This is a genomic window from Pedobacter alluvionis (assembly GCF_003664035.1).
GTDB lineage: Bacteria > Bacteroidota > Bacteroidia > Sphingobacteriales > Sphingobacteriaceae > Pedobacter > Pedobacter alluvionis.
The window spans coordinates 159,702-183,177 of record NZ_RCCK01000016.1; the positions used below are offsets into that span (position 1 = coordinate 159,702).

Sequence of the window (23,476 nt, forward strand, 5' to 3'; positions counted from 1 at the left end):
GGTTTGGTGTTGTAACTTAACGCGATGAAAATAATGTTTTTAACGCTCACCTTGATTTTTTGTGGTAGGGCAGGCTTTTCTCAGGAAAATGACTGGACGAAACAGTGTAAAATTTCTGAGGTGATCGATTTTGAAAGGAAGCTAGATCCGGATGCAAAATTTCTTTCTTACCATGTATCGCTTTCTAAAGAGTACTATCCGCTTGCAGACCGTTATCCGACTGTAAACCCTGTTATTGTGCAGCGTAAGGCGGTTGGTGCGCTCCCGGTTTATGCAGAATATTTTTATACGGCAAAGGATTCGCTACTGCGCCTGGTCGAATCTATCTCCTTACACGTGAGTGAAGATTTTATTTGGTAACCTTAGTTCGATTAATATTTACCCGTTGTGATCAATTTTAGTCTCTTTTTCCTAATGCGATCGTCATGCTGAACTTGTTTCAGCATCTTTCCTGCTAGATAGACCCTGAAATAAATCCAATAGCTATCGGATCAGGGTGACGACGCTGAGTTGAAAATATCTACAGAAGATCTTTAAAGGCATGTTATTAATTGAACTCAGGTTGGGTAGTATTTATTTAAGTGCTTAATGTCCATTTCACCACGCTAACCAACGGTTTTACCACGTTAATCCTGGGGTTTAATGGCTTGTCTAATTTATCCTCTTACAATGAAGCGCAAACATTTCGGGTCTCAGGCCCTTTGCAGGTTACAGGGTTCATGGTAAAAATATCTTTTGTAAACCAATTCAAGACTTCCGTCTCTGGACTGATCAATCGGCCAGGTACTTAAATGAGCTTATATTTTATATGGTAAAAACTCAAAAACGGCTCAATCTTTGCTCCAACCGAAGCTTAAATTTAATAAGGAAAACCATTTAGATCATGAACAATTTACAAGCACTATCCCAAAAATCAAGATTCGCTATTTTAATCCTCCTCACTCTTTTTTTCTCCGCCTGCTCCGAAACCCCTCAACGTTTCTTCGACATCGCCATCCTTAACACTAATATGATCAACGATTTTGCCAGCGAAGATCTGGCCCGTCATATTAACGATGAAACGAAAGAATATCCTGATATTCCATCCAGTAAAAAGAAAGGTGACGAAGCTGCAGTTAGCCTCAATAACAAAATATTATACCTCGAACAATCGCTAGAAAAAGTGAAAAAACTTTCAGCTTCAGGAGAAGAAGAAAAAGAAATTAAAGCCCTTTCCCAGCAATTATATGAGCTCGTTATCCCTGTTTATAAAAATGAATATCTTACTTACGCTAAATTGTGCGATAGTAAAGGCAGCCAAAGCGCCAAAGATGAAATCATTAAAAATATCGATGAAAAATATGGAGCACGTTTCGAAGAACATTTTAATGCCTTAATGGAAAAAGGAAAGGCTTATGCTCAAAAGCACAATATCCAGGTAAACTGGGCCCAATAAAACAGGTAATGGCTTAATTCGGGTGTGATCAATTTGGGTAAATCAAAATTACTAGCGACATTTTTTAAGCAACAACCTTTCGAAATCAAACTTTTTTTTGAAAAAATCCTGATTACCCAAATAACCATGAATCTATACCAGTAAGCACAAAAAAAAAGTTATTCCATTATAGAAAAAAAGGTGGAAGCCAATCTGGTACTTTTTAATAATACTGCTTTGCCAAACGCAGTAAATGTTAAGTTGGCATCGTTTTTCTTAAAGCAATTTTTCAATATAGAGTGCAGGCGGTGTCAACTTCCTGCACTTTTTATTAAAACGTTAAGCAACTTGTTGTTAACCTGCTTTAATTGCCGTAGGTGAACCAACGGCCCTGGCTTTATTGATTTTCTTTAATCTGCTTTTTGATTTTTTCGATCTCCAGCTGGGCTTTCAGAAGTTCTAGGTCGGTTTGCAGACTATCTAACTTACTTTTTGGCGTAGGTAACTGATCGGTAAGCGATGCTTTAAGATCTTTGATTTCCTTGTCTTTCTTCAGCTGATCTATCTTCTGGTCATACTTCATCTCGTATAGTGTAGTCTTTATCATGGATGCGCTGTTTTCGAAACTTTTAGCTAAAGCCTCTGATGGCGCGCCATGTTCGGTATCCAGTTTAACCAGAGTGCCTGTTATGGGATCAAATTCAATCGAAGTCTTCTTTGTGGTAAATGATTTTGAACTAACGGGTACACAGGCAAGGCTTCCAAACTGTGGAAACGCAACGGATTGACGAAATACGATCTGGTTTTTGCCATAAGCTACTCCCTTCATCTGCACCTCATAATAATCCGGAACGGTATATAAGATTCCTGGAACTGTTTTCGTCGTTTGATCAAAATTGGTCTTGATTACAGCAGTTTTACTAGAGGAGAGCCTTGTGATGTCGACGGTGATTGTCGCTGGGCCATCTATAGTCTGTGTACCCTGTTGGGGATCAATGACCTGGCTATACAAAACCTCTGTGATCTGCTCGACTGTTTTATTCTTTTCTTCAAGTACTTTCAAAAGGGCATAATATTCTGTTATCTCTTCTTTGATTGCGGCGATCTGTTTTTTGTCTTTTTTTGCTATTGCAGTGATGAGTCTGGTCTGTGCAGCAGTAATTTTTTTATTAAGGCTCCCAATCATCACGGAGTTTCCTGTCCCTGCCATAGCGATCGTTTTAACTATCGATCCAGCACCTTTCAGCACACTTTCAAAGGTCTGTAGGGATTTATCCTCAAGTTCAGATTGTACACTTTGCAACACCCCCGCGCCACTTAGCCTGATGTTGGTATTGTTGCGCATAAAGAACAGTGCCTTTTCGTTTCCCTTTGCTAAAAATTGTCTGTCTGCATCATTTACGGTTACCGGCGAGACCTCGATATCTTTTATTGAAAATTCGGGAGCTTCCTCGGTACCGATCCCGTCAATGTATTTGATCTTAATGGTTTTAAAGTAAGTAACCTTGATACTTAATAGAGTCTTTGGCGAAAAGTACACCAGTTCCCCAAGATTAGGCGTGTAGTTTCCGCTTAACTGACTGGTCTCCAGACGGTATGTTGAGCAACTGGCAAGGGTAATGCCGAGCATGGCGATAGCGTAGATAGATTTCATATGTATATAAATTTGATGGCATTTTGGTTTGATAGGGAAAGAAAATCACTGGCCTTTTTTAAATTATCGAATATTAAAAAATCGCGGTCGTCAGACTGTGTGTTCAGGAGAAAAACCTCCCTGGTATCGGTAATCCCAAAATTGAAAGCATGGAGCGTAGTTAATAAAAAACCAATAGAGAGTGGATAATTGTTTCCCGGAGTATTGGCGGCAAACAGGCTGACTTTTGTTTTTAAGTACATAACATAGTCATCGCAATCGAAAATATCCCTTCTGTATTTCTTGGGAGCAAGCTGGGCGTCTGTTTTGACCACAGACTGCAACCACGTTGCCGAGCTAACGGTCTGATAAGAGCTATCGGCAACTATTGTGATAAACCCGAAATGGTTTGGATCAACCAGTTTTCCAAGTGAAGTCAGCAGATCCTGATAGATAGTATTTTGTGATAAAATAGGCATGAGAGATACGTTTAAAAGTTATAAAAGAGTTAAGGATGATAAAAGCAGCACAATTTTAAGGTAAATGCTGTTAAAATATAATGCACCGGTGTTTGATTTATTGTCGACAAGTTTGTTGCTGACAACTTTATGGAATAAATATAGCTGTATACCATTACGCAATCAATACCTATTACTGGGTATTTTTTAGTGAAGTGAATAGTAGTAAGTAGCCTTTTTTGATTGTTAGTAAGCTTTTCACACAATAGTTAAAAGAGCATCGGCCAGATATTGATCTGTTAGTTTTGATGGATCTTTTATCGGCCGGAACACTGTTGAAGTATAAAAACAGCCTGTCGTAAAGTATAGTTATTCTTTATTGCCCTGTGCAGTGCGGATCATTAAGCGTTCCATTTCAACGAAGATCTTAAATTCTTCCAAGATAAATTCTTTTGAATTTTCAGCCGTTAGTCCTGAAGTTATCCAAACTGAATGATCATACTTTATATAATCCAGATCCTCGTTAATATTAAAAAAAGGTGGGTAGCGGTACTCATAGTCAGAAGCATAAACGATTTTGAACATTTGGCTGAAAGCATAATCAATACCGATCTCTTTTTTGATGGCCTTACCTGCAATCATCAATGCATAACAGTAAATCAGTTCGCCTTCGGTTCTTTCTACCTCAATTTAGAGGTCTTGAACTGATTTGCAGAAATATTTTTCCCGTTCCTCAGTAAGCTCATCATCCAGGCCCGTCAAAATAAAAAGATTTTCACTTTCACAGCCCCGCTTTAAAGCACTTACTGCCCATTCAACAAGCTTTTTGCTGTCAAACTGTATGCGTTATCCGGCAATGATTTTACATTTGACGTGAATAATCCGGAAGAGCCGAAAATTGTTAGTATCGGCGACAACCCTCAGAAACTGCAAATCTACGGGGCAGTGATTTCGTTTTACATTTCCAGGATGATTAAGCTGGTCAACCGCAAGGGGCAGCAGAAAAGCAGTCTGGTATTTGATGAGTTCCCGACCATTTATTTCAATAATATGGACAGCCTGATCGCAACGGCAAGGAGCAATAAAGTGGCTACGACGATTGCCGTCCAGGACTTTAGTCAGCTGAAAAAGGATTACGGCGCAGAACAGGCGGAAGTGATTACTGGCATTGTAGGTAACGTCATTAGCGGGCAGGTGACCGGGGGAACGGCAAAGAACATTTCGGACAGCTTCGGGAAAATTGAACAGGACATTAGTGAGAACTATAAAAAGATAAAACGGAAAGTTGACGAACTGATAGGGACGGAGCTTGATTTGTTAAGCGCAAAATAGGCCGTAAGGGACTCCGAGCAGAAAGCGGCAGAGGAAGCATCGGAACTGGATGGCCAGGATCCAAATGCACCGGAAAAGCAGCAGGACGATGGGCAACAAGCGCCCGATCAGGCCTTGTCAATGTAATTCGCTCCTTTGCTTTAAGCTGCCTGACCTGCATCGTTTATTCGTTTCCATGTCAGTATACAAGGTGGAAACTTAATTATTTGTTAACAGTAGTGTGTTACTTTTACAAGTAAATCCTAATTAAGCCATTATGAGAAGTACATTACATATCTCTAAAAGGAGCTGTCTGAATTGGATGTGTATGGCTGCCTGCCTGGTAGTCATTCAGACCTCTTGTAAAAAAGACAAAAATACCAGGCCGGATTATCCAGTCGGCTCCAACGAAAACATCAATACCTGGATATTAGACAGCTTGAAACGTTATTATTACTGGACGGAATCACTTCCAGCTAAGCCAAACCTTAGCATTGCGCCGAAGGAATTTTTCACCTCAATTCGCAGCGGTTCGGATCGCTTCTCCTATATCATATTGCCAAACGACCCCGCGTCTTACCCCCCAAGCAGTAGAGGCAAATATGGCTTTGATTATAGTACGGTCAAAGAATTGAATACAGGACAAGTAATTGGCGTCATCAGGCAGGTTTTAAGTGAGTCACCAGCCTCTAGAAACGGATTAAAAAGAGGTGATCTTATAAGAAAAATCAACGGAAAACTGCTTAGCGAAGCAAATGCAGAAACACTACAGGCGGAGCTACTGGCTTCAAATCAGGTAAGCCTTGGTCTGGCCGAACTATCTGGCAACTCTTTGGTAGATACGCGTTCGGTGGAAGTTTCAACGGGTGTAATATTAGACCAGCGCGAGATTAGCCGCATATTAGAAAGTGGGGGCAGAACAATTGGTTACCTTAATTTTGATACTTTCAATCCAGGCCTTGCCGGTTCCCTGCTTAATGTTTTTGCAAATTTTAAAGGAAGTGGTATTTCAGATCTGATACTTGACCTGCGCTATAATGGAGGGGGACAAGTTGCAGAGGCGGCTGGATTATGTACGCTCATTGCAGGGCTCCCTTACGATAAACCATTCATAACATATAGAGGCAATAAAAACGGAGGGACAAGAACAGAGTCTATAGGAAGTGCCGCAACATTTGACGGAACCGTAAATTTTAGCACGCTTTTGCAGAATAATCTGGGATTGACCAAAGTGTATATACTGGGCACTGGAGCTACAGCTTCGGCATCAGAGGTAATGATCAACAACCTGAAACCGTACATACAGGTCATTTTGATCGGTGAAAAGACAAGGGGTAAAGATGAGGCATCTTTTAGAATCTTTGATGATCGCAAGCCAAAACTGGTAGATTGGGAAATGCATCCAATCATTTATAAATTATTCAATGCTGCCGGTAATGGTGGGTATAGTAACGGGATCGGCCCAGACATCAGCGTTAATGAACTGGAAACGCTTCCTTTACTACCTTTTGGGGATGTAAATGATCCGCTAATAAAAGCAGCATTATCCAGAATTACTGGTAAAACGAAGGTGGCACTGTCAGCTTTAAAGCAAGATAGGGCTGGTGCATTTAAGATAGGTAGTGTGTTAACCAATACACACCTACTAGCGACAGAAAATAGCATAGTTATTACACATAGATAATCTTGATTATTTAATACTTAGTTAATATTAGGCTGGTAACTTTCCACCGTTAACCTCATCACCTATGAAACAACACATGGAAAACCTAACTAATCAACAAATGCTTGGGCTGGTACGCTCAGGAGATGATTCAGCTTTTCATGAATTTTACCGCCGGAACCGAAATAAGGTGATGGGTTTTGCTTACCGCTTTCTGAAGGATCAGGAAGAAGCAAAGGAATTGACCCAGGAGATATTTGTCAATCTTTGGGAAAATAAGGAAAAAATAGATCCCGATAAGCAACCGGAAGCCTTATTGTTTATTATGGTTCGAAGCAGGTTTCTTGATTCCTTAAAGCGTAAGGCAAGTCAGTCCCGTTATGTGGAGCGGGAGCTTCAGGTGGAACCATGCACTTCTTCAACGGATCACTACATAAACTTTAAAGATTGCGGAGAGATCGCATCACTGGCTATTGAGAACTTACCAAAACAGGCTAAGATAATCTATTTGTTAAGCCGGAACAACGGGTGGTCACATAAGGAAATCTCTGATCACATGCACATTTCAAAAAAGACGGTCAATAATCAGATCACAAAGTCAATCGGGCACATCCGCGGCTATTTCAAACACCTATCTCCTGAAACTGTGCTAATGGCATTCCTGCTATTTCGGTCACTTCTTCCCGAATATCTTTAGTTCATTCTGCGCTGACAATAACCCATCCTCGATCTTTTTTTATTTGCCCTTACGGGCAATTTGTGTTTTAAGATCTCGACACCCTAGTTTGGCGCGTTGCGGACCCGCTACTTTCAGGTTACACCCAAAAATTGCCAGTCAACATATACAGCATATCCCAACTACACTGTCATTTAAGTAATTGATAATTGCCTGTTAATTATCAAAGATTTGCCTATAGGCTTGGTGGCTGCTTCCAGTCCCACATTTCAAGACACCTGCGTTTTTGTACGTAGACAGGCATAGCCTTGATAGGCGCCTTTTTCATCGTAGCTGCTAAAATTATTTAGCTGTAAATGAGTTAATTAAAAATTTTTGTTAAAAGCGGATAGGTATATAGGCGGTTTCATTCTTAATACATATATATAAGAGATGGAAGCTACAGAAACATCATCAAGCGTAAGCATCTTTTAAATATAAGTTGAAAATTATAATGCTGAAAATGAATTGATTACAATTATTTTAAAATAAAATGCAATACCGGATGGGTATAGGGGCGATCTCAGTCGTACCACATATATACGACATCATTAAATTAAAATACAAAACTGAATAGTGAAAAATAACGAAGAAATAAGAAAACTGTTTAAACTCTATCTGGAAGGCAAAGCAGACCAGCAGCAGGAGGAAACATTGCTGCGCTATCTGGATAGTGCAAAAAGTGATGACAGTCAGTTTTCTGACCTGATACAAGAAGCCTGGAGTAAAGAAGCTTCAGTACGGGAGGACTCTTCAGAAGTAGATTTGGAATTTGGAGAAATATTAGCGAAAGCGACTATAAGACAGCAACGGAAAAGTCAGCGCTTTCAGGTACTAAAGTATGCTGCGTCGATTGCCCTTGTTTTTTCAGCTGTATTAGGCTGGTACAGCTACCAGAGAAATCAGGTGAAGCCAGCAGAAGCCATTAAAATGCTTAGCCTGACTACGCTTCAGGGAGAAAAAGTAAAGATTCTTCTTTCAGACAGTACTGTTGTATTTCTGGGAGGCTCCTCTACACTAAAATGGCCTTCACGTTTTGTTAAAGGCCATCATCGTAATATCCGCTTGGAAGGAGAAGGATTTTTTGAAGTAAAACGTGATATACTTAGTCCTTTTGTTGTTCACTCAGGCAACATTCAAACCCAGGTTTTAGGCACTTCCTTTAACATCACTGCCTACCCTTCCGATAATATATTCAGTGTGGCGGTGCGGACGGGTAAAGTTCGTGTATCTGAAAGTGATAAAGGCGTATTAAAAAAATTGTCCCTGCTCACTCCGGGCATGAAGCTCGATTACTATAACAAAGATCAGCGGTATGTGGTCGGCACGGCGAAAGCCAGAGACATCAACAGCTGGACAACAAACCGCTTTATTTTTAAGGATGATAACCTCTTTACCATGCTCAGTAAATTGGAAAGGTACTATAAGGTGCGGTTTGAGCTGAAGTCGCCTTGCCTGGCAGGCAGACGTCAGTTTAATGCGACATTCAATCAGAAAAGCATTAAAGAGGTAATGGAACAGGTACGGATGATGAGTGGAGATAATATACACTATAAAATAACCAAGGACACACTAATTACTGTATGGGGGGAGGACTGTAAATGATCATTTAATTACTTAAGGAACCCGCGCCAAATAAAGCTTTTAAGCTGGCCTAAATAAGTATAGCAAATAAATTTTAACAAAAACCGCCCTGCGTCAACAGGGCGGCCGTAAAAAAAAATGTTTTTAACTCGTGAAAATTAAAAAACACAATAAACCTATGAAAATAGGTTCATACTTCGATATACTAAAGTATTTTTTCCTTGAAAGGTTCAGGGCAATGTCAGCATTGTGCCTGCTGCCCCTTGTATTATTCCAACCAGTATCAGTATACGCAACTGTAAACCAGGCCGCAGACAAAAAAATCAGCATGAAACTAAATTCGGTGACATTGCCGCAAGCAATTACCGAGCTACAACATAAAGCTGACTGTATTATAAATTATGACAAATTGATTTTTAATGCGGGCCAGAAAGTTAGCGTGGAATTTAAAGACGAATACCTTCAAAATGCCCTAAAGAAGCTTTTGGCCAACACACGTGTAGGTTTCAGGAATATTGATGACAATACGATCATTTTATATAAACTGCCGGATCCTGTAAAACCGGGAAAAATTTCCGGTAAAATTGTGGATGAAAAGGGAGAAACCCTGCCTGGTGCTTCTATTAAGGTAGTCGAAACAGGTGCAGGTACACAGACCGGAGTAGATGGAAGTTATACGTTAAGTGTCAATCCGGGAACATATACAGTAGAAGTAAGCTATATTTCTTTTCAGACCCAGCGAATAACTGGTGTCGTAGTAAAAGAGGGCAAAAATACACCTTTGGAAATTTCTCTTAAGCCTGATACCAAAGGACTGAAAGAAGTAGTGGTCACGGCAGGCTATAAAAAAGCCTCGACTGCGGGCCTTTTGACTAAACAAAAAAACGCTTCCGAAATCAGCAATGGTATTAGTGCCGAGCAGATCGCAAGAACTCCCGATAAGAACATCGGAGAAAGCTTAAAAAGGATCAGTGGGGTGAGTACGGTGGATAATAAATTCATCTTGGTCCGGGGTATTGGCGAACGCTATAATTCCGCAATGTTAGACGGAACTGTGTTGCCCAGTACCGAAGCGCAGAGCCGGAATTTTTCTTTTGACCTGATCCCTTCTAACCTGGTAGATAACGTAGTGGTAAGCAAAACGGTTACCCCGGATATGAATGCCAGTTTTGGTGGTGGACTGATCCAGATCAACACAAAAGATATACCGAATGAAAACTTTATGAGCTTTACTACCGGGGCTTCTTACAATGACCAAACTACAGGGAAGGATTTTTTGAGCCATAAACGGGGGAAGTATGATTACTTAGGTTTTGATGATGGTAGGCGCAAATTTCCGAAAAATTTGGTGCCAGTTCAGGGTGCAACGGAGGAATTTGTCACCGAACAAAGCAAAAAATTCACTAATGACAATTTCACGATTTATAACTATAAGGCGGCTCCTTCACAGAATTATCAGTTCAGTATGGGCCGTTTGTTGGCATTGGATACATTAAGTACCAATAAATTTGGCTTTACTGGTTCTTTAAGTTATCGGAATACCCAAAATATTAATGAGATTAACCAACAGACAAGAAGTAATTCCTGGTACGACCTAACCAATAATACAGGGAAGTCTTATGGTTTTAATACGACTCTTGGCGGCTTGCTTAATTTTGGTTTACAACTAGGTAAAAACCGCTTTAGTTTGCGCAATACATATACTCATTTATATGACAACACATTGGTACGCATTACAGGCTATAATGACAACGCTGAACCTTTTGATCCTGTTACATTACCTCCTAACCGTATTCAGGAAGCTGACGATCCCGCTTTTACCGATCTTCTTCAAAATAAGCTAAGTGGTCAACATCAATTGAAGAAATTAAAAATCGAATGGGATTTTGCCAGAACAACGGTTAACAGAGAGGAGAAGGATTTGGGTATCGCTGAAAAGGCATTGAGGAAAGTTGGGCCGGAATATCAGTATTTTTACATATTCGGTAACACCACGGAACCGCGTATTGATCCTACCTCAAGACAGTACTATCACAATAAAGAACAGCATTATTCGTGGGATATCGCCGCAACAGTTCCATTTGATCTCGGACAATCAAGGAATACGATGAAGACAGGTTATTTTGGAAATCGGAAAAAGGCAGAATTTGACTGGCAGATTGTACCTTTTGTAGCAAATTTTGCTACGCTAACGGACAGTTTAGTTTACCTTCCCATTGGCGAAATGATCAAGCCTGAAAACCTTGGGCCAAACGGGTTTAAGTTTATACCAATATATGCCGACAGTTATTCCGGTAGAAGCAGTAATCATGCGGGCTTTGTCATGTTTGACAACCGTCTGATGGATAAACTGCGCATAGTATGGGGTTTAAGAGCTGAATATTATAAATATACGGAAATCAACAATGGAAGTAATTCAAAGGAAAGCGTCTTTAGTATCAAACCTGATCCCCGTTGGCAATGGCTGCCCTCTGCTAATGTAACATATAGTCCATTTTCTTCGCTAAACCTAAGGGCTGCTTATTCAAGTAGTGTTGTTCGTCCTGAGATGATGGACAATAGCCAATTCTTTCGTTACAGCGCCTATTTGGGGGCTCAATATGGTAATCAGGGTCTATTCAGTACGCGCATCAATAGCTGGGACATTAAATCAGAATGGTTTCCTGGTCTTGGTGAGATCCTTTCGGTTGGCGGGTTTTACAAAAAATTTGATAAACCTGCGGAGCTGACTGTGTTTCCTAATGGAAGCGGTGAACCGCAATACTACTTAAGGAGTTCTGATTATGCCAAAGTTTATGGATTAGAGCTGGAACTGCGCAAGAGCTTAGGATTTATTTTTGATTCGGAACTTATTCGAAATGTAAGCCTTTTCGGTAACCTAACTCTACAAAAATCCGAAGTTAAAAGTACTTTTACCGAAAATAATCCAAATCCGGATCTTCCGCCACTCGAGCTTTCCAGCAAACAGAACCGCTCAATGTATGGGCAGACACCCTATATGATAAACGGCGGAATGCAATATACGGGACAGCACCTTGGCTTAAATCTAATGTACAATAAATCAGGGACAAAGACCTATCTGGCAAGCTCACAGTCGGATTTTGTGGAATACGAAAGGCCTCGTGCACAGATAGATGTACAGGTAAGTTACCGATTTTTAAAGAATAAATTGGAGATAAAAATAAACGCAGGGAATCTTCTGAATCAGGCTTCAACTTTATATAGAAACTCTAACAGTTATGAAACTAACCCAGACTATGTTCCCGGTGTATCTGGCGATGTGAGTAATGCCTTACGTTTAAAACCCGGGTTTTCCGATAAATATGAAGAAGGAGATCAGATCATGTTCAGCCAGAAATTCGGTCGGACATATAGTACCTCACTAACCTATACATTTTAAGGGAATACATAATGAATGTAGATATAGAAGTTGAACAATTTTTAACAAGAAAGGAGGAAACCTAAAAGTATGGTTTCCTGACCACCCGGCCATAAAAAAACGAAGGGCAGCTTTCAACCCAGCCCCTCGCTTAATAACCGATCTTATTCGACGGCAAATCAGGATTAAACCCGAAATAATATGTAAATCTTGTTTTTAATCTGCCAAGGGCAGGAAACGCAAGTCTTTAAGTCAAAATTAATTGGCTCCGAAGATATAAAAATTATGTGACAATATCAGTGCTGGCGACATTTTAATCTCTCAATTTAAAAATGAGACTCCTCACAAAAGGAAATTATCATTTCAACAGCGGTATATAGCACAGTTAAAGTAATGTTATTATAAACAGCCAGGAATAATCAATCATCCTGTCAAAATTGATAAAAAATGTTAAAAAAAATCAACATCGGTTCCTTTGTTAAGAATAACATAGTTGAGCCAGCCAAAAAACTAAAAAACTCATTAAGAACAGTCGCTGTTCTTTCACTTGGTGCAGCTTCTCTTACTGCATGCAAAAAAGATTTAAACAGCGGTTCTGACAGCTTTGGTAACAGAAGTACCTCTGCTGATTATAACGCTACAATAGTAAGCAGACCGGTTGTTGTTGTTAGCGGCGATATTACTACCGCTGTTCATTGGACTGCTGCCAATACCTATGAGATTAATGGTGTTGTGACAGTTAGAGGTGGTGGAAGTTTAGAAATTGATCCCGGAACTTTTATTAAATCATCAGTAAATCCTACTGGAACTGGTGCACCTGCAAATGGTGTCCTCGTGATTGCTACAGATGGAACGATCGATGCTGAGGGTACACCGACAAATCCAATTGTATTCACCAGCCGTTATGAATTAGACGGGCTTGCTTCACCGCTTCCAAAACCAGGTGACTTTGGTGGAATAATTATATTGGGTGATGCCAGGGTCAACACAGCAACCGGCACAAATAACATTGAAGGCCTACCAGCTACAGACCCTCGTTTCATCTATGGAGGTACAGATAACTTAGATAACCGTGGTAAATTCAGATACGTGCGTATTGAGTATGCTGGTTTCCAACTTGCAGCTAACATCGAGGTAAATGGTTTAACTTTAGGTGGTGTAGGTTCACTTACTCAAGTCAACAATGTTGAAGTTGCTTGGGGATTGGATGATGGGTTCGAATTTTTCGGAGGAACTGTAAGTACATCTGACCTTGTTGCCTTGTCAAATGATGATGACCAGTTTGATTTTGATTTGGGTTACCAAGGAACTTTAGCTAATTCATTTGCTATCGCAAACAAAACTTCTACTCACAGTGCAAGCAGCGGTGCCAGCGATTCTAATGGTGCGGAAATAGATAACAACCCAGCAACGTTTACAGCTTCTCCGGTTACTCACCCTATCTTTAGTAACGTTAGGATTGTAGGTACTCAGGATCTTTCAGGAATAACTGCACCAGGTTTCAAAAACGGTATCACTGTCCGCAGAGGTGCTGAGTTAGAGCTGTTTGATTCAAAAGTAACTGGATATAACATCGGATTGAGAATCGATGCGAATGCTACTGCTGCCAATACATTGGTAGGAACCAGTTCTGTGTTTGGGTTTGTATCAGCAGTTAGCGCAGCTTCTGGTACCATTACAGATGATGGTGGAAACACTTTCCCTCCAGCTGCTGCTACAGCTCCAGGCTTCAGCATCAGTACTCAGCCTTTCTATAATGTTGCAGGCTTTGTTGCTCCAACATCGTATTCTTGGGCTAAATATGTTTATCCGGTTGTTCCTTAGGCAGTAAGTTTTTAATTATAGTCAATTGTTCAATCTCGGGATGCAGGTTATTTGCCTGCATCCTATTTAAAGTTTTTCTCATTTTATGAATTATAAAAATACCTTTTATTACATTTTTATCGTAGTTTGCTTCACTTTACTTACGAACTCCTGTAAAAAGTCGGAACCATTGGAACCAGTAACACCTCAGATTGTTAAAGTAAAAATCAGTGGAAGTACTTCAAAAGATCTTGAATTCGTTTTCAGGGATAGCATAATCGCATCTGGTTCTCAAGCATCAGGTGGCTTTGAATCGACAGTATTGTTGAACGTTGCCGGACAATCTGCAGATATTCTAATAAGGGAGAAGGGTTCATCAATTACGCTAGAGTCCTGGAAGATCTCGCCTGCTCTTTTTAACCAATCCTTTAGCATTTACTACGATGGTACTGGCGTTTATGATGGTGCCGTAAGTTATCATATCAAAGGATATGCAACGTCTGGCGAACTGGAATTTTTACTAGATGGGCAAGTAAAAGGCGAAGGCTCCTTGAAAATAGAAAACACTTTTAGCATTCTGATAAACAAAGGCCAAAGCAGGATGTTCGAAGTGCGCAAAAAAGGAGAAACAGTTCCGTTGATTAGCAAAGTGATCAACGCTTCACCAGCCACCGGGCAATCATTAAATTTCTTTTTTGATGGAGAGAAAATAGTAGACAACGTAAAATTAAGTCCTCCGGCCAACCCAAATAATATGGCTATTAGTGCACAGTTCAACCCTAACTTTCAAGGATCTTTGCCGCCAACATTTTCCGGTGATGCAGAACTGGATCTCGTATTTTATATTCGTAATACGGACGGGGTTGTAACAGACCCAAATATCCGGATCACGATGCCGACTGACGGCCGTTTCGTGGATTTCGAATTACCATCCTTGTCAGACGAAAATTCCCTTTACACTTTTGACATCTGCAAAAAAGGAACTCATGAGATACCTTACAGCAACTTTCCCTCCGAGGCTACCTCTCCCCCTAAGCAAAGCATGGGTTATTACGGGGAATTGGTTTTTGGGACTATAGCTGGGCCTAAATATTTTGAACCCGGTGCTTCAAAATTGCTTTTGTTGGGGCCCACATCCAGATCTATTAGAAGCCCCACTCGATTTAGGGCCGTATATGGAACGATCTTTCAGGATCTTTCAGAATATTTTCAATAATTGAGATCCATATTGCAAGTAATTAAAACAAAATATTAAAGGGGAACGCAACGGAAATACAACAGCTCTTCCCGGGTGTTTGACGCATATGGATACTATGTCAGAATGCCCCTTAAAAAAGTTCCGACAATGTACAAACCGTGTTGGGCTGGCAACGTTTCATGCCGAATCCATAGGAAAGGACGTGAACGCCACGGGAGCGCGACTATTATAAAACCCTGTCTTGGTGACCCGGCGGGTGCAGATTATTTGCCGGGTTTTCTTTTGAGAAGGATGGTGGAACTTATAACATTACCCACATAATCTCGCCCCCGATGTCAACGCATTCGTTGATGAACTTGCCTGTTGGAAGCTTTCATCTGTAATAGATGCCGGGAAGGATATTACCGAGAAAGATCAGTTGATATTGAAGAATTCACTTAACGAGGTCAGCACCTATTTAAAAAGAACTTTGATAAGGGCTGGATATGACCAGCAGCATATGCAAGTGCCGGACGATGAAGAAACAGGTCGGCTGATCAGCTTAGTGATTAAAGAAATAATGAAGGGGGAAGCCGGTCATCCTCCGCTGCTTTCTGATAAAAACGATCAGAATACTCAGTTGAAGAAGCTTTTTCGTTAATAAAGCGCATTCTAAATAACGGAATTATGCAATCAATAATGATAAAAATCTAGCGCAGATTATAAAGCAATTAATATGAAAATAAAAGCTTATGCAGGGTGTAAATAAAGGCAAACACGAACAGCTACAAAACGCCCTGGTTCAATTGTCAAACTTATTAGAGAACGAACAGGAGGATAAAGAAAGCATCCAACAGGCCATTGATTACCAAAAAAAACTGGAATATGTGTACAGCGACTATCAAAAAAAGCTGGCCGATCTGGAGCAAGTGGTAATTGAATACGAAGACTTCTATGCCCATGTTAAAGCGCAGTTTTTGACGAGAAAATTAAAAGAACTGAAAAGGGAAATCCGGACAAAACAACCTGCTTATGGACTGCTTGCAGAAAATATCCGGCTCTCCTATGGAACATGATTATTTTTTATTTACAAATATGCAGTCAACTGACCTCGCCATCATCATACTAACATTGCTAAGTCTATCTGTCCTGATACTTTCAAACCACTTTGACCGAAAGTTCTACGGGATTACCTTTTTCGACCAGTTGCAAGCTTCCCGGAGTTTTTTTTATAACAGCTCCTATAAAGAGCCGGTAAACCGCTTTTTGCTTAGCAAAGGCGGACTGCTGCTCTCCACGCTGGTCTTAATGACCGAGATAACAGTAGGTATAATAATTGAGCATGCAGCCTGACCACATAGAAAGTAGCTATCAGGAAGACCTTAGATATAATCCGTATCTGTTAAGGACGAGCTGTGTGACTGTCTTGTTAGGTTTAATTATTTATGCACTGATCACCTGGCTAAGCATGTCGCTGTTAAAATTAAACGGATAAAAAGAAAGATGAATACACCTGTTAAAACTATAAATACTAACGCTTTGTAAATATACTAACTGCCTATTGCATAACCGCTACACCATATAAAATATATTTTAAAGCTCTGAACCCTTTTCCTGATCTGACTGGTTTTGGAATAGGGTTATAAGCGATGGCAGTTATGATAAAAGCGACACACGAAGACAAAGACCTGGTAGCAGGACTGCTGACCCGTTCTTTTGAAAACAACCAAACTATAAATTACCTGATCCCTAAAGGTAAAAACAGAATCAGTCGCATTGGCATGCTAATGCAGTACGCATTTTATAGGTGCCATTTGCAGGGGGACGTATTCTTATCCCAAGACCGCAGGGCATGCGCCTTGGTATTATATCCCCATCTGGAAAGGGCTACCTTGACAACAATATCACTGGAAATTCAACTGATCCTGAAAGGTCTCGGCCTGGGAAATTGCATAAGGGTACTAAAATACAGGCGTATGACGAAAACCAGGCTTGGTAAAACTGTGGTAGCCCGAATCTGGATGCTTGGAGTTTCACCTCGTTTCCAGAGTTTGGGAAATGGCAGCAGGCTCTTACAGGATGTAATACTGGAAATGCAGAAAAAGAACTTGCCGGTATATCTGGAAACCCCGGAATTTTCACAGGTAGCTTGGTATGAACGCTTTGGATTTATGCTCTACAATACGTATGAGTTGGGTCACAACCTTTATTTTCTGAAACGTGTAGCTGATAAAGGTTAGGATATGGTATTCGGATCCCAAACACACAACTTAACGCTTGTCTTTATCGTTCTGGAGATGATACTACTGATCTGGCAGCTAGCCAGGTACTTTTACCGGCCCGGGGATCCGCACCGGGGCTGGTATATTTTACTGTTATCCCTGTTATTACTCCACAACATTACCGCCGCATTTTTTCCTGATCCTAAGCGCACTTTGCCTGTTTTGCTACAGAACGGCCGTCTATGGAACGGGGTTTGTCATGGCCTCTATTTTCCCTTTTATTTTCACAAAGAATTAGAATTGGTTGAAATACGCAGGCATGTCCTGATATGGGCCTTCATTTGTATTAGTGCCCTACCTGATCTTCTTTGTGATTATATATTCCATATACGGGAACCTGGATTTAGCTATCAACTACGGCTTTATAGTTCCGGCTGCTGCTTAATCTAGTTATATAGGAGACACGCCAATATGAGAAATACATGGCTATGGGAGCCTCGCATGTTCACATGCTTTTACTAAACTATTTTCGCTTTCTTAAAATATCAAATTTATCAAAAGCTTAAAGCATAAATAAACACTTTAGGTATCAGGTAGGAAAGGTATACATATTGTTATTCAATATCTTATATGTATATTTAAGAACTGTTTACAATCTTATTAACCACCTCTCATGGACGAAGAAATAAAAAACATTATTCAACATTATACGCTGAATCCCATTCAGATAGCGCTTTTAAGCGTCGTAGTTTCGGTAATAACATTTTTAATAACCAATTATCTCAAGAATATTTTTGAGAACAAACTGTTGCAACGAAAACTTGAAATAGAACATAAGTTTGATCAACAGAAAAAAATCAAAGAAGTTTTAGCTAAAAATAAAGTTCATTTGCTGACAGCATGTGAAGATCTAAATCATAGAATGTGGAATTTTGCTAACTGCTATAAAGAAGGCTGGCTAAATATCAAAGGAGACTTTGCAAACCACCATTATTATTTTCATTCTTTCGCTTACAGATTTCTTGCAGTCTATGCCTGGATAAAGAAAACTCAAAAAGAGATGATTTTTCTGGATACAACAATAGCTACAAAAAACGATATGGAATTTATTAAGTTCCTTAAAGTATTTCCTCAGATATTTTGCGACTTGACATTTCTAGAAGGAAAGAATGCAGATGGCAATTACGCAGATGACCATTTTTTTAGAAATGTATTTGAACTTCTTCCTGATTGTATCATTTTGGAAAATGGTATTAAATCTTTTTCTGAATATACAGATGCGGTTCCAAATTTACAGGATTGCTTAAAAGAGCTATATGTCGCTTTAGATGGAACTTCTCCAGACGAAAACCGTAAGCGTTGGGATAGACTTCATTTGCTTAACTTGACATTGATAATTTTTTTAAATAAATATGGCTACGACTTTCAACGAACTGACGTAAAGAAAATGGAAGAGGCAGTAACTAAACCTAAAGTTTCCTCATACTTGAAAAATTATTTCACTTTGCTTAAAGAGTATCGTTTGGGCGATAGTGCTGAAGTTTTAAAACTTGAAAAAATAGCTAAAAAATATTATTTGTAAATAACGAACTTCAAAGGTCAATAGGCAACATAGGCTAACTGTAGCAAATGGTGTTACTGCTAAGAATAGCTGATGAAGAAATATTTAACTAGATTACAACTATGAAAATCTAGACCTCAGAGGGATAGTAGTTGTTGAGCTGAAAAATGAAGAATAAAATACAAATAGGGCTATATGGAAGTATATAAAGCAGCTGAAAATATTTACTGGACTTTCAGCTCTCAGCACAAGCAGTCGCTGCATTTATTGGTTTTATATCGCGGGCTTCTTTTTTAGTCATGACCGTATAGATCGGCAAGTGGATCGGGATGAAACCTTGATGGAGATGTATAGCTTTTTAAAGCCCAGCACGTTAAAAAGCTACAACTTTTGCTATAGCTGACTGGATTTTCTATCATTTTAAGCCTGTTAGTGGTATTTCTAAATGGGTTGAATACAGGGTATTTTCTGCCTGTTTTTGCTTTATTTTTTGCCCTTCTCAATGGTTATACTGTTTTAAGGGCAGTTTTGCTGGTAATTGATATGGTCAATCCGAAAAAAAAGTTGAAAATGCAGCTAAAAAGCTTATCAAGTAAAGTAGTGGTGAATCAATAAGTGGATCTTTATCACAAAGCCTTTCTAGAGGAGAGTTCCTTGAGAAGTTTATCGAACTCGAACAGCTTGCGAGAAATATGGCAAGCCGAAAATTTGGTGCTAGCGTTAAGGATAGGGAAGACCCTCGGTCCGTGCCATTTTCGTCAGTAATCAGACTGCTTGCCGGTAAAGGCATAATCACTAGAGACCAGTTCGCAAAACTTAGTGAGGTGACTAAAATGAGAAACCTGGTTTCTCACTGTCAAATGGAAAAAATCGATAGCAAACAGAGTATTAACCTTGATGAACTTATCTGCATATTTAAGAATCTTTAGTTATAAAGCCACTACTAACTATGGTTTAAAATTACTCCCTTATCATTAATTATCCATTAAACACTAGTTTACAAAAAAAAAGCAATTTTGTGGCACATGGAAAAATCCTAAGCTTTAGGGCAATTTGAGCTTAGGACACTAAGCAATCGAACATTCTTGTTTTTGACTTACTTAGGTTTTTCTTTGGATTTCTTTTGGCTGATCCCTGCCACACATCATTTCCGCCTTGATTGGGTACCCCAAAGCAATACCCATCCTTCCTGGCAATCCCTCTATCTAAATAAACCACAGTTTTTCAACCAACATATCAATTTGAATCAGGCTTTGCGTCATATCATCAAAGGGTCTAAAGACCCATATGCCTATGAAAAACCAAAACGCAAGAGAACTAATTGATAAATGTCTGGAAGGAGTGGCCACAGCATAAGAAAAGAGCTTTTTTCTTAATGACTGACTATAATCTGCTGTTTGCTGGTTTTTCCATCTTTAGTTATATGTAGAAAATAAGTGCCATTGGGAATAGTAGTAGTATTAAGTGTGATCTTATCCTTTGCAAAGGGATTTGTTGCAACCACTTTACGCCTTATATCATATAAAACCGCTGAAAATCTGGAATTGCTTTTGGCGTTAGCCTGTGGCTGAGCTACTTGGTTTTGAAAAGTGGATGTTGTTCCTGTGAGCTGTGTTGTTAAATCTTCGTTTATTGGAACCAGTTCGACTGAAAGCTCACTGCTCACAGGATTTGGATAAACCTTAAAAGCAGAAGATGCCGGTAAATGTGGATAATCATCCAAATTGATTGCAAAATGCTGCCAAGCACTTACACCACAAGTATTGGTATAGCGAACAGTAATGGTCCGGTACATCCCGTAAGTGGTATCAAAGGAAACACCAGGTACATTTTGAAGGTTGGTTGCAGGATTCAGGGTGTTCAGGGGGATGAAGGGATTCCCGTCCGCGCTTTCCACATCAAAATAACTCCCTGGATATACATTGTTATATTTGAACATGACAGTAACATATCTGGGGGCCGGGGGAGGTGGACCTGATGCCAGGGTGATGTTTGCTATACCAACCTGGACAGTTTTGCTTACGTTTACTATCCGACTATAACCCTTGCTATCAGTAATAGTTACTGTAAGCTGGGTGTAGGCTGGTAATACCGCCGCATTCCTGTTGACGACAATACTGGAGGTATATTGGCCGCTGATTAAGTTGAGGGTATTAGGAACATTCCAGCTATAGCTACAGCCAACAAGATTTGGCACTGAATACGTATGGTTGTTATTATCGCAATAGTCAATATTTTCATCACCATTCATTATTATTGTGCTTAGGATAAGGGGATTTACCGCTTGGTTTCCTGATGGAGATAATAAGGGCTGTAGTCCAGCATCACCCCAGGAATAGCTGAATTTGCCGTAGCGGTCGCCAAAATCAGTGAAATCGCAGCTGCTCCATCCCCCACGCAGTTGTCCAACGACCTGGTCATATTGATTAAATAGACCAGCTCCTGAAGAACCAGGTGATACGACTCCCTCAGCATAATGCGCCGTCCAGAATTTATTTCCCCAAAACCAGTCTCCTACATCGCGGGTATCTGTGATCCGCATGTCTTCTCCATTTGGATGATGCAGGATATAAGAACTGTAATCCGCAGGAGCAGTGGTCTGCCGGTTCCAGCCAGCATAGTTGACCCCATCACCAACGCCAGGAGGGTTAGTGAGCTCAAGTACTACTACATCGGTTTCTTTAGAAGATGCCTTCAGGATTGCACCGGTGAACTGGATTCCAAGATCATTAACACTACTCAAGCAGTTGTTGCGCCAGAACTGAAATAGAAATCTTGCTCCAGACAGTGCAGCGATTTCTGAAGGATCCAATACATCGTTTTCATCAGCGTCCAGGACATGAAAAGCGGTTAGAAAGTAAGCCTTCCCGTTATTATATTCATTGTTGATCAACGTACCGGTACCTGCGAACCCATTGGAAGAAAACCTGGCGACTGCCCTTGCTGAATTCATCATATAGGGCCGGCACATTACCGTGGGGTTACAGTTTGTGGAAGCCTCACGCATCAATGTTCCATCTTTGGAACCGCCTATTTCCTTGAATCCTACCTCTATTTTATTGATCGAGATACTGCTTTTAAAATCTCCCGAATTATTAGGTTCAACAATGTAGATTGTGATATTGTTGCCGCCAAAAGGTGAAATACCTATTGTGTTTGAAACCGTGAAATTATTTTTTTTAATGCAACTGTCCATTATGGTTTTTTGATCATTGAAGATATACATCTCTGCTGTCGGAGAAAGGTCAAAACTATTAAAAATCAGACCGATATTTAAAGCATTGGGTATGCTGATGCGGAGTGCCCATACTTTTCCCGCTGAACTTGAGCTGATCTTGCCATCAGCCATACCAATGGCTACAGAAAGGATATCGGCATAATGATCAGTCTTATTGATTTCAGTTTTTGGATCGCCATCAATCGGTGTCAGAATTTTAGCCTTTGAAACCTTCGGTGAATAATTGAAGGTTTTGGTATTAATGGTTTTAAGCTCTGAATAGCCAGGGATCTGGCGATTGATTTTTTGAGCCGAGGTAGCGACCCTTAAAATCTGCGCCTTGGCAGAAAAAATCAGGATGCTCAAAAATACACTGAAAAGTATTCTCATATGTGCGTTATTTGCTTGAAAAATGAGAGAGATTTGTTAAAAGACAGCTGGGCTTCCGCGTATGAGTTCCGCTACTTTGACTGTATATAACCACAGGAGTACTTACGCTACAGTTTGAGGTTGAAGTAGCTGTACCTGCTATTGTAAAATCAAAACCTACCTTTTGCCCTACTTTCTTTAAGCTTTCTGGTAGGCCAGTTGTTTTAATGACATTTGTATAGGTGATTCCGTTTAGGGTTAATTTGTCGCCAAACTGTTGTTGGACAGAGGAAGATGAGGAAATTTCAATCAGCCAGTAATCTTTGCCTTCATCTGTATTACAGGTTTCTTTTGCGATAACAGTGCCTGACGCACCATCATGGGGTGGTTTGAACGGTACTTTGTCTTTACAGCTGGAGGTGATGAGGAAAAATATTGCTGAAAGAAGTAATTGGACAGATGTTTTTTTCACTAGAGATGAGTTAAGAGCTTGATATTTTAAAGTTAGTTGATATATATAATATTAAAAATTATCCGACATTAACTTATTGTTAAATATTCCCAATTGCTATATATTAGGCAGATTTAGTTATCAAGATTATGTATTTCCTCACAAAGCCAATTGTTTATTCGCCATCTCGCCAACTATATTACCTCATCGCTAAATTGATTGCTAATTCTATTGCAATACCCATGCTTCCCAGCGAATCGGCTACCTTGAAAGATAAACTACATTTTTTCTCAAACCCATGTACCAGTTTGAACAAAGCTTTGTGTCAAAGTATCAAAGGACGTAAAAGATCCATATACCTATGAAAAACCAAAACGCAGAAAAAAACTCATTTACAAATAGCTGGAAGGAGAGGCCACAACTGAAGCAAAGGCCTATATCGAAACCTGGTATAATAGAATTTCCGCAGATCAAGTTGAACCAGAGGGTATCACTGATTTTGATGCTCGCTTTGAACAG

General features: G+C 39.9%; 17 protein-coding genes and 1 pseudogene. 13 read left to right on the plus strand and 5 right to left on the minus strand.

Annotated elements, in window-relative coordinates:
* Positions 1-24 precede the first annotated feature (24 nt).
* Both BCL90_RS24595 and BCL90_RS24600 read left to right on the plus strand, forming a co-directional pair.
* Entirely contained in the window at positions 25-360 is a 336-nt protein-coding gene (locus tag BCL90_RS24595) for a hypothetical protein (RefSeq protein WP_134380779.1), read from the plus strand.
* Positions 361-883: 523 nt separating this feature from the next.
* Positions 884-1,435, plus strand: coding sequence for a hypothetical protein (locus BCL90_RS24600; RefSeq protein ID WP_134380777.1), 552 nt, complete (start codon positions 884-886; stop codon positions 1,433-1,435).
* 376 nt (positions 1,436-1,811) lie between these two features.
* Here the strand turns inward: BCL90_RS24600 and BCL90_RS24605 are convergent, their stop codons facing one another.
* The 3 genes from BCL90_RS24605 to BCL90_RS24615 form a co-directional block, all read right to left on the minus strand.
* Positions 1,812-3,068 (minus strand): hypothetical protein, encoded by a 1,257-nt coding sequence (locus BCL90_RS24605; RefSeq protein WP_121287952.1) that lies wholly within the window; start codon positions 3,066-3,068, stop codon positions 1,812-1,814.
* Entirely contained in the window at positions 3,065-3,526 is a 462-nt protein-coding gene (locus tag BCL90_RS24610; protein WP_121287953.1) for a hypothetical protein, read from the minus strand. Before BCL90_RS24610 ends, BCL90_RS24605 begins: the two co-directional genes overlap by 4 nt.
* Positions 3,527-3,874: 348 nt before the next feature.
* Entirely contained in the window at positions 3,875-4,147 is a 273-nt protein-coding gene (locus tag BCL90_RS24615; RefSeq protein ID WP_121287954.1) for a hypothetical protein, read from the minus strand.
* A gap of 198 nt (positions 4,148-4,345) precedes the next feature.
* Here BCL90_RS24615 and BCL90_RS24620 point away from each other — a divergent pair.
* The 11 genes and pseudogenes from BCL90_RS24620 to BCL90_RS24665 all read left to right on the plus strand — a co-directional run.
* A pseudogene (locus tag BCL90_RS24620) lies at positions 4,346-4,837 on the plus strand (TraM recognition domain-containing protein); the annotation flags it as partial.
* A gap of 256 nt (positions 4,838-5,093) precedes the next feature.
* A complete protein-coding gene (locus BCL90_RS24625; protein ID WP_121287955.1) occupies positions 5,094-6,500 on the plus strand; it encodes a S41 family peptidase in 1,407 nt (468 codons plus the stop codon).
* 64 nt (positions 6,501-6,564) lie between these two features.
* Positions 6,565-7,176 carry an RNA polymerase sigma-70 factor gene (locus BCL90_RS24630; RefSeq protein WP_121287956.1) on the plus strand — a complete coding sequence of 204 codons (612 nt, stop codon included), beginning with the start codon at positions 6,565-6,567 and terminating at the stop codon, positions 7,174-7,176.
* Between the two features lie 594 nt (positions 7,177-7,770).
* On the plus strand, positions 7,771-8,799 hold the full coding sequence (locus BCL90_RS24635) for a FecR family protein (protein ID WP_121287957.1): 1,029 nt from the start codon (positions 7,771-7,773) through the stop codon (positions 8,797-8,799).
* A 307-nt stretch (positions 8,800-9,106) separates the two neighbouring features.
* Positions 9,107-12,178, plus strand: a complete 3,072-nt coding sequence (locus tag BCL90_RS24640) for a TonB-dependent receptor (RefSeq protein ID WP_166792275.1) — start codon at positions 9,107-9,109, stop codon at positions 12,176-12,178.
* Between the two features lie 426 nt (positions 12,179-12,604).
* A complete protein-coding gene (locus BCL90_RS24645) occupies positions 12,605-13,981 on the plus strand; it encodes a hypothetical protein (protein ID WP_121287959.1) in 1,377 nt (458 codons plus the stop codon).
* 169 nt (positions 13,982-14,150) lie between these two features.
* The gene (locus BCL90_RS24650; protein WP_134380774.1) at positions 14,151-15,176 is read left to right on the plus strand and encodes a hypothetical protein; all 1,026 of its coding nucleotides are present in this window, start codon (positions 14,151-14,153) and stop codon (positions 15,174-15,176) included.
* Positions 15,177-15,582: 406 nt separating this feature from the next.
* Positions 15,583-15,798 (plus strand): hypothetical protein, encoded by a 216-nt coding sequence (locus tag BCL90_RS25465; RefSeq protein WP_134380771.1) that lies wholly within the window; start codon positions 15,583-15,585, stop codon positions 15,796-15,798.
* Between the two features lie 91 nt (positions 15,799-15,889).
* Complete coding sequence (locus BCL90_RS24655) at positions 15,890-16,213, plus strand: hypothetical protein (RefSeq protein WP_121287961.1); 324 nt, start codon at positions 15,890-15,892, stop codon at positions 16,211-16,213.
* A gap of 582 nt (positions 16,214-16,795) precedes the next feature.
* Positions 16,796-17,377 carry a GNAT family N-acetyltransferase gene (locus tag BCL90_RS24660; RefSeq protein WP_166792274.1) on the plus strand — a complete coding sequence of 194 codons (582 nt, stop codon included), beginning with the start codon at positions 16,796-16,798 and terminating at the stop codon, positions 17,375-17,377.
* Positions 17,378-18,032: 655 nt separating this feature from the next.
* The gene (locus BCL90_RS24665) at positions 18,033-18,941 is read left to right on the plus strand and encodes a hypothetical protein (RefSeq protein WP_121287963.1); all 909 of its coding nucleotides are present in this window, start codon (positions 18,033-18,035) and stop codon (positions 18,939-18,941) included.
* 1,351 nt (positions 18,942-20,292) lie between these two features.
* Here BCL90_RS24665 and BCL90_RS24680 read toward each other — a convergent pair.
* Together BCL90_RS24680 and BCL90_RS24685 are read right to left on the minus strand one after the other, a co-directional pair.
* Positions 20,293-22,527, minus strand: coding sequence for a trypsin-like peptidase domain-containing protein (locus tag BCL90_RS24680; protein WP_121287966.1), 2,235 nt, complete (start codon positions 22,525-22,527; stop codon positions 20,293-20,295).
* A gap of 7 nt (positions 22,528-22,534) precedes the next feature.
* Complete coding sequence (locus tag BCL90_RS24685; protein WP_121287967.1) at positions 22,535-22,978, minus strand: hypothetical protein; 444 nt, start codon at positions 22,976-22,978, stop codon at positions 22,535-22,537.
* Between the last annotated feature and the right edge of the window lie 498 nt (positions 22,979-23,476).

Excerpts from the sequence above, each read along its gene's own strand:
- BCL90_RS24595 (WP_134380779.1), top strand. The coding sequence starts at position 25 with ATGAAAATAATGTTTTTAACGCTCACCTTGATTTTTTGTGGTAGGGCA.
- BCL90_RS24600 (WP_134380777.1), top strand. The coding sequence starts at position 884 with ATGAACAATTTACAAGCACTATCCCAAAAATCAAGATTCGCTATTTTA.
- BCL90_RS24605 (WP_121287952.1), bottom strand. The coding sequence starts at position 3,068 with ATGAAATCTATCTACGCTATCGCCATGCTCGGCATTACCCTTGCCAGT.
- BCL90_RS24610 (WP_121287953.1), bottom strand. The coding sequence starts at position 3,526 with ATGCCTATTTTATCACAAAATACTATCTATCAGGATCTGCTGACTTCA.
- BCL90_RS24615 (WP_121287954.1), bottom strand. The coding sequence starts at position 4,147 with ATGATTGCAGGTAAGGCCATCAAAAAAGAGATCGGTATTGATTATGCT.
- BCL90_RS24625 (WP_121287955.1), top strand. The coding sequence starts at position 5,094 with ATGAGAAGTACATTACATATCTCTAAAAGGAGCTGTCTGAATTGGATG.
- BCL90_RS24630 (WP_121287956.1), top strand. The coding sequence starts at position 6,565 with ATGAAACAACACATGGAAAACCTAACTAATCAACAAATGCTTGGGCTG.
- BCL90_RS24640 (WP_166792275.1), top strand. The coding sequence starts at position 9,107 with ATGAAACTAAATTCGGTGACATTGCCGCAAGCAATTACCGAGCTACAA.
- BCL90_RS24645 (WP_121287959.1), top strand. The coding sequence starts at position 12,605 with ATGTTAAAAAAAATCAACATCGGTTCCTTTGTTAAGAATAACATAGTT.
- BCL90_RS24655 (WP_121287961.1), top strand. The coding sequence starts at position 15,890 with ATGCAGGGTGTAAATAAAGGCAAACACGAACAGCTACAAAACGCCCTG.
- BCL90_RS24660 (WP_166792274.1), top strand. The coding sequence starts at position 16,796 with ATGATAAAAGCGACACACGAAGACAAAGACCTGGTAGCAGGACTGCTG.
- BCL90_RS24665 (WP_121287963.1), top strand. The coding sequence starts at position 18,033 with ATGGACGAAGAAATAAAAAACATTATTCAACATTATACGCTGAATCCC.
- BCL90_RS24680 (WP_121287966.1), bottom strand. The coding sequence starts at position 22,527 with ATGAGAATACTTTTCAGTGTATTTTTGAGCATCCTGATTTTTTCTGCC.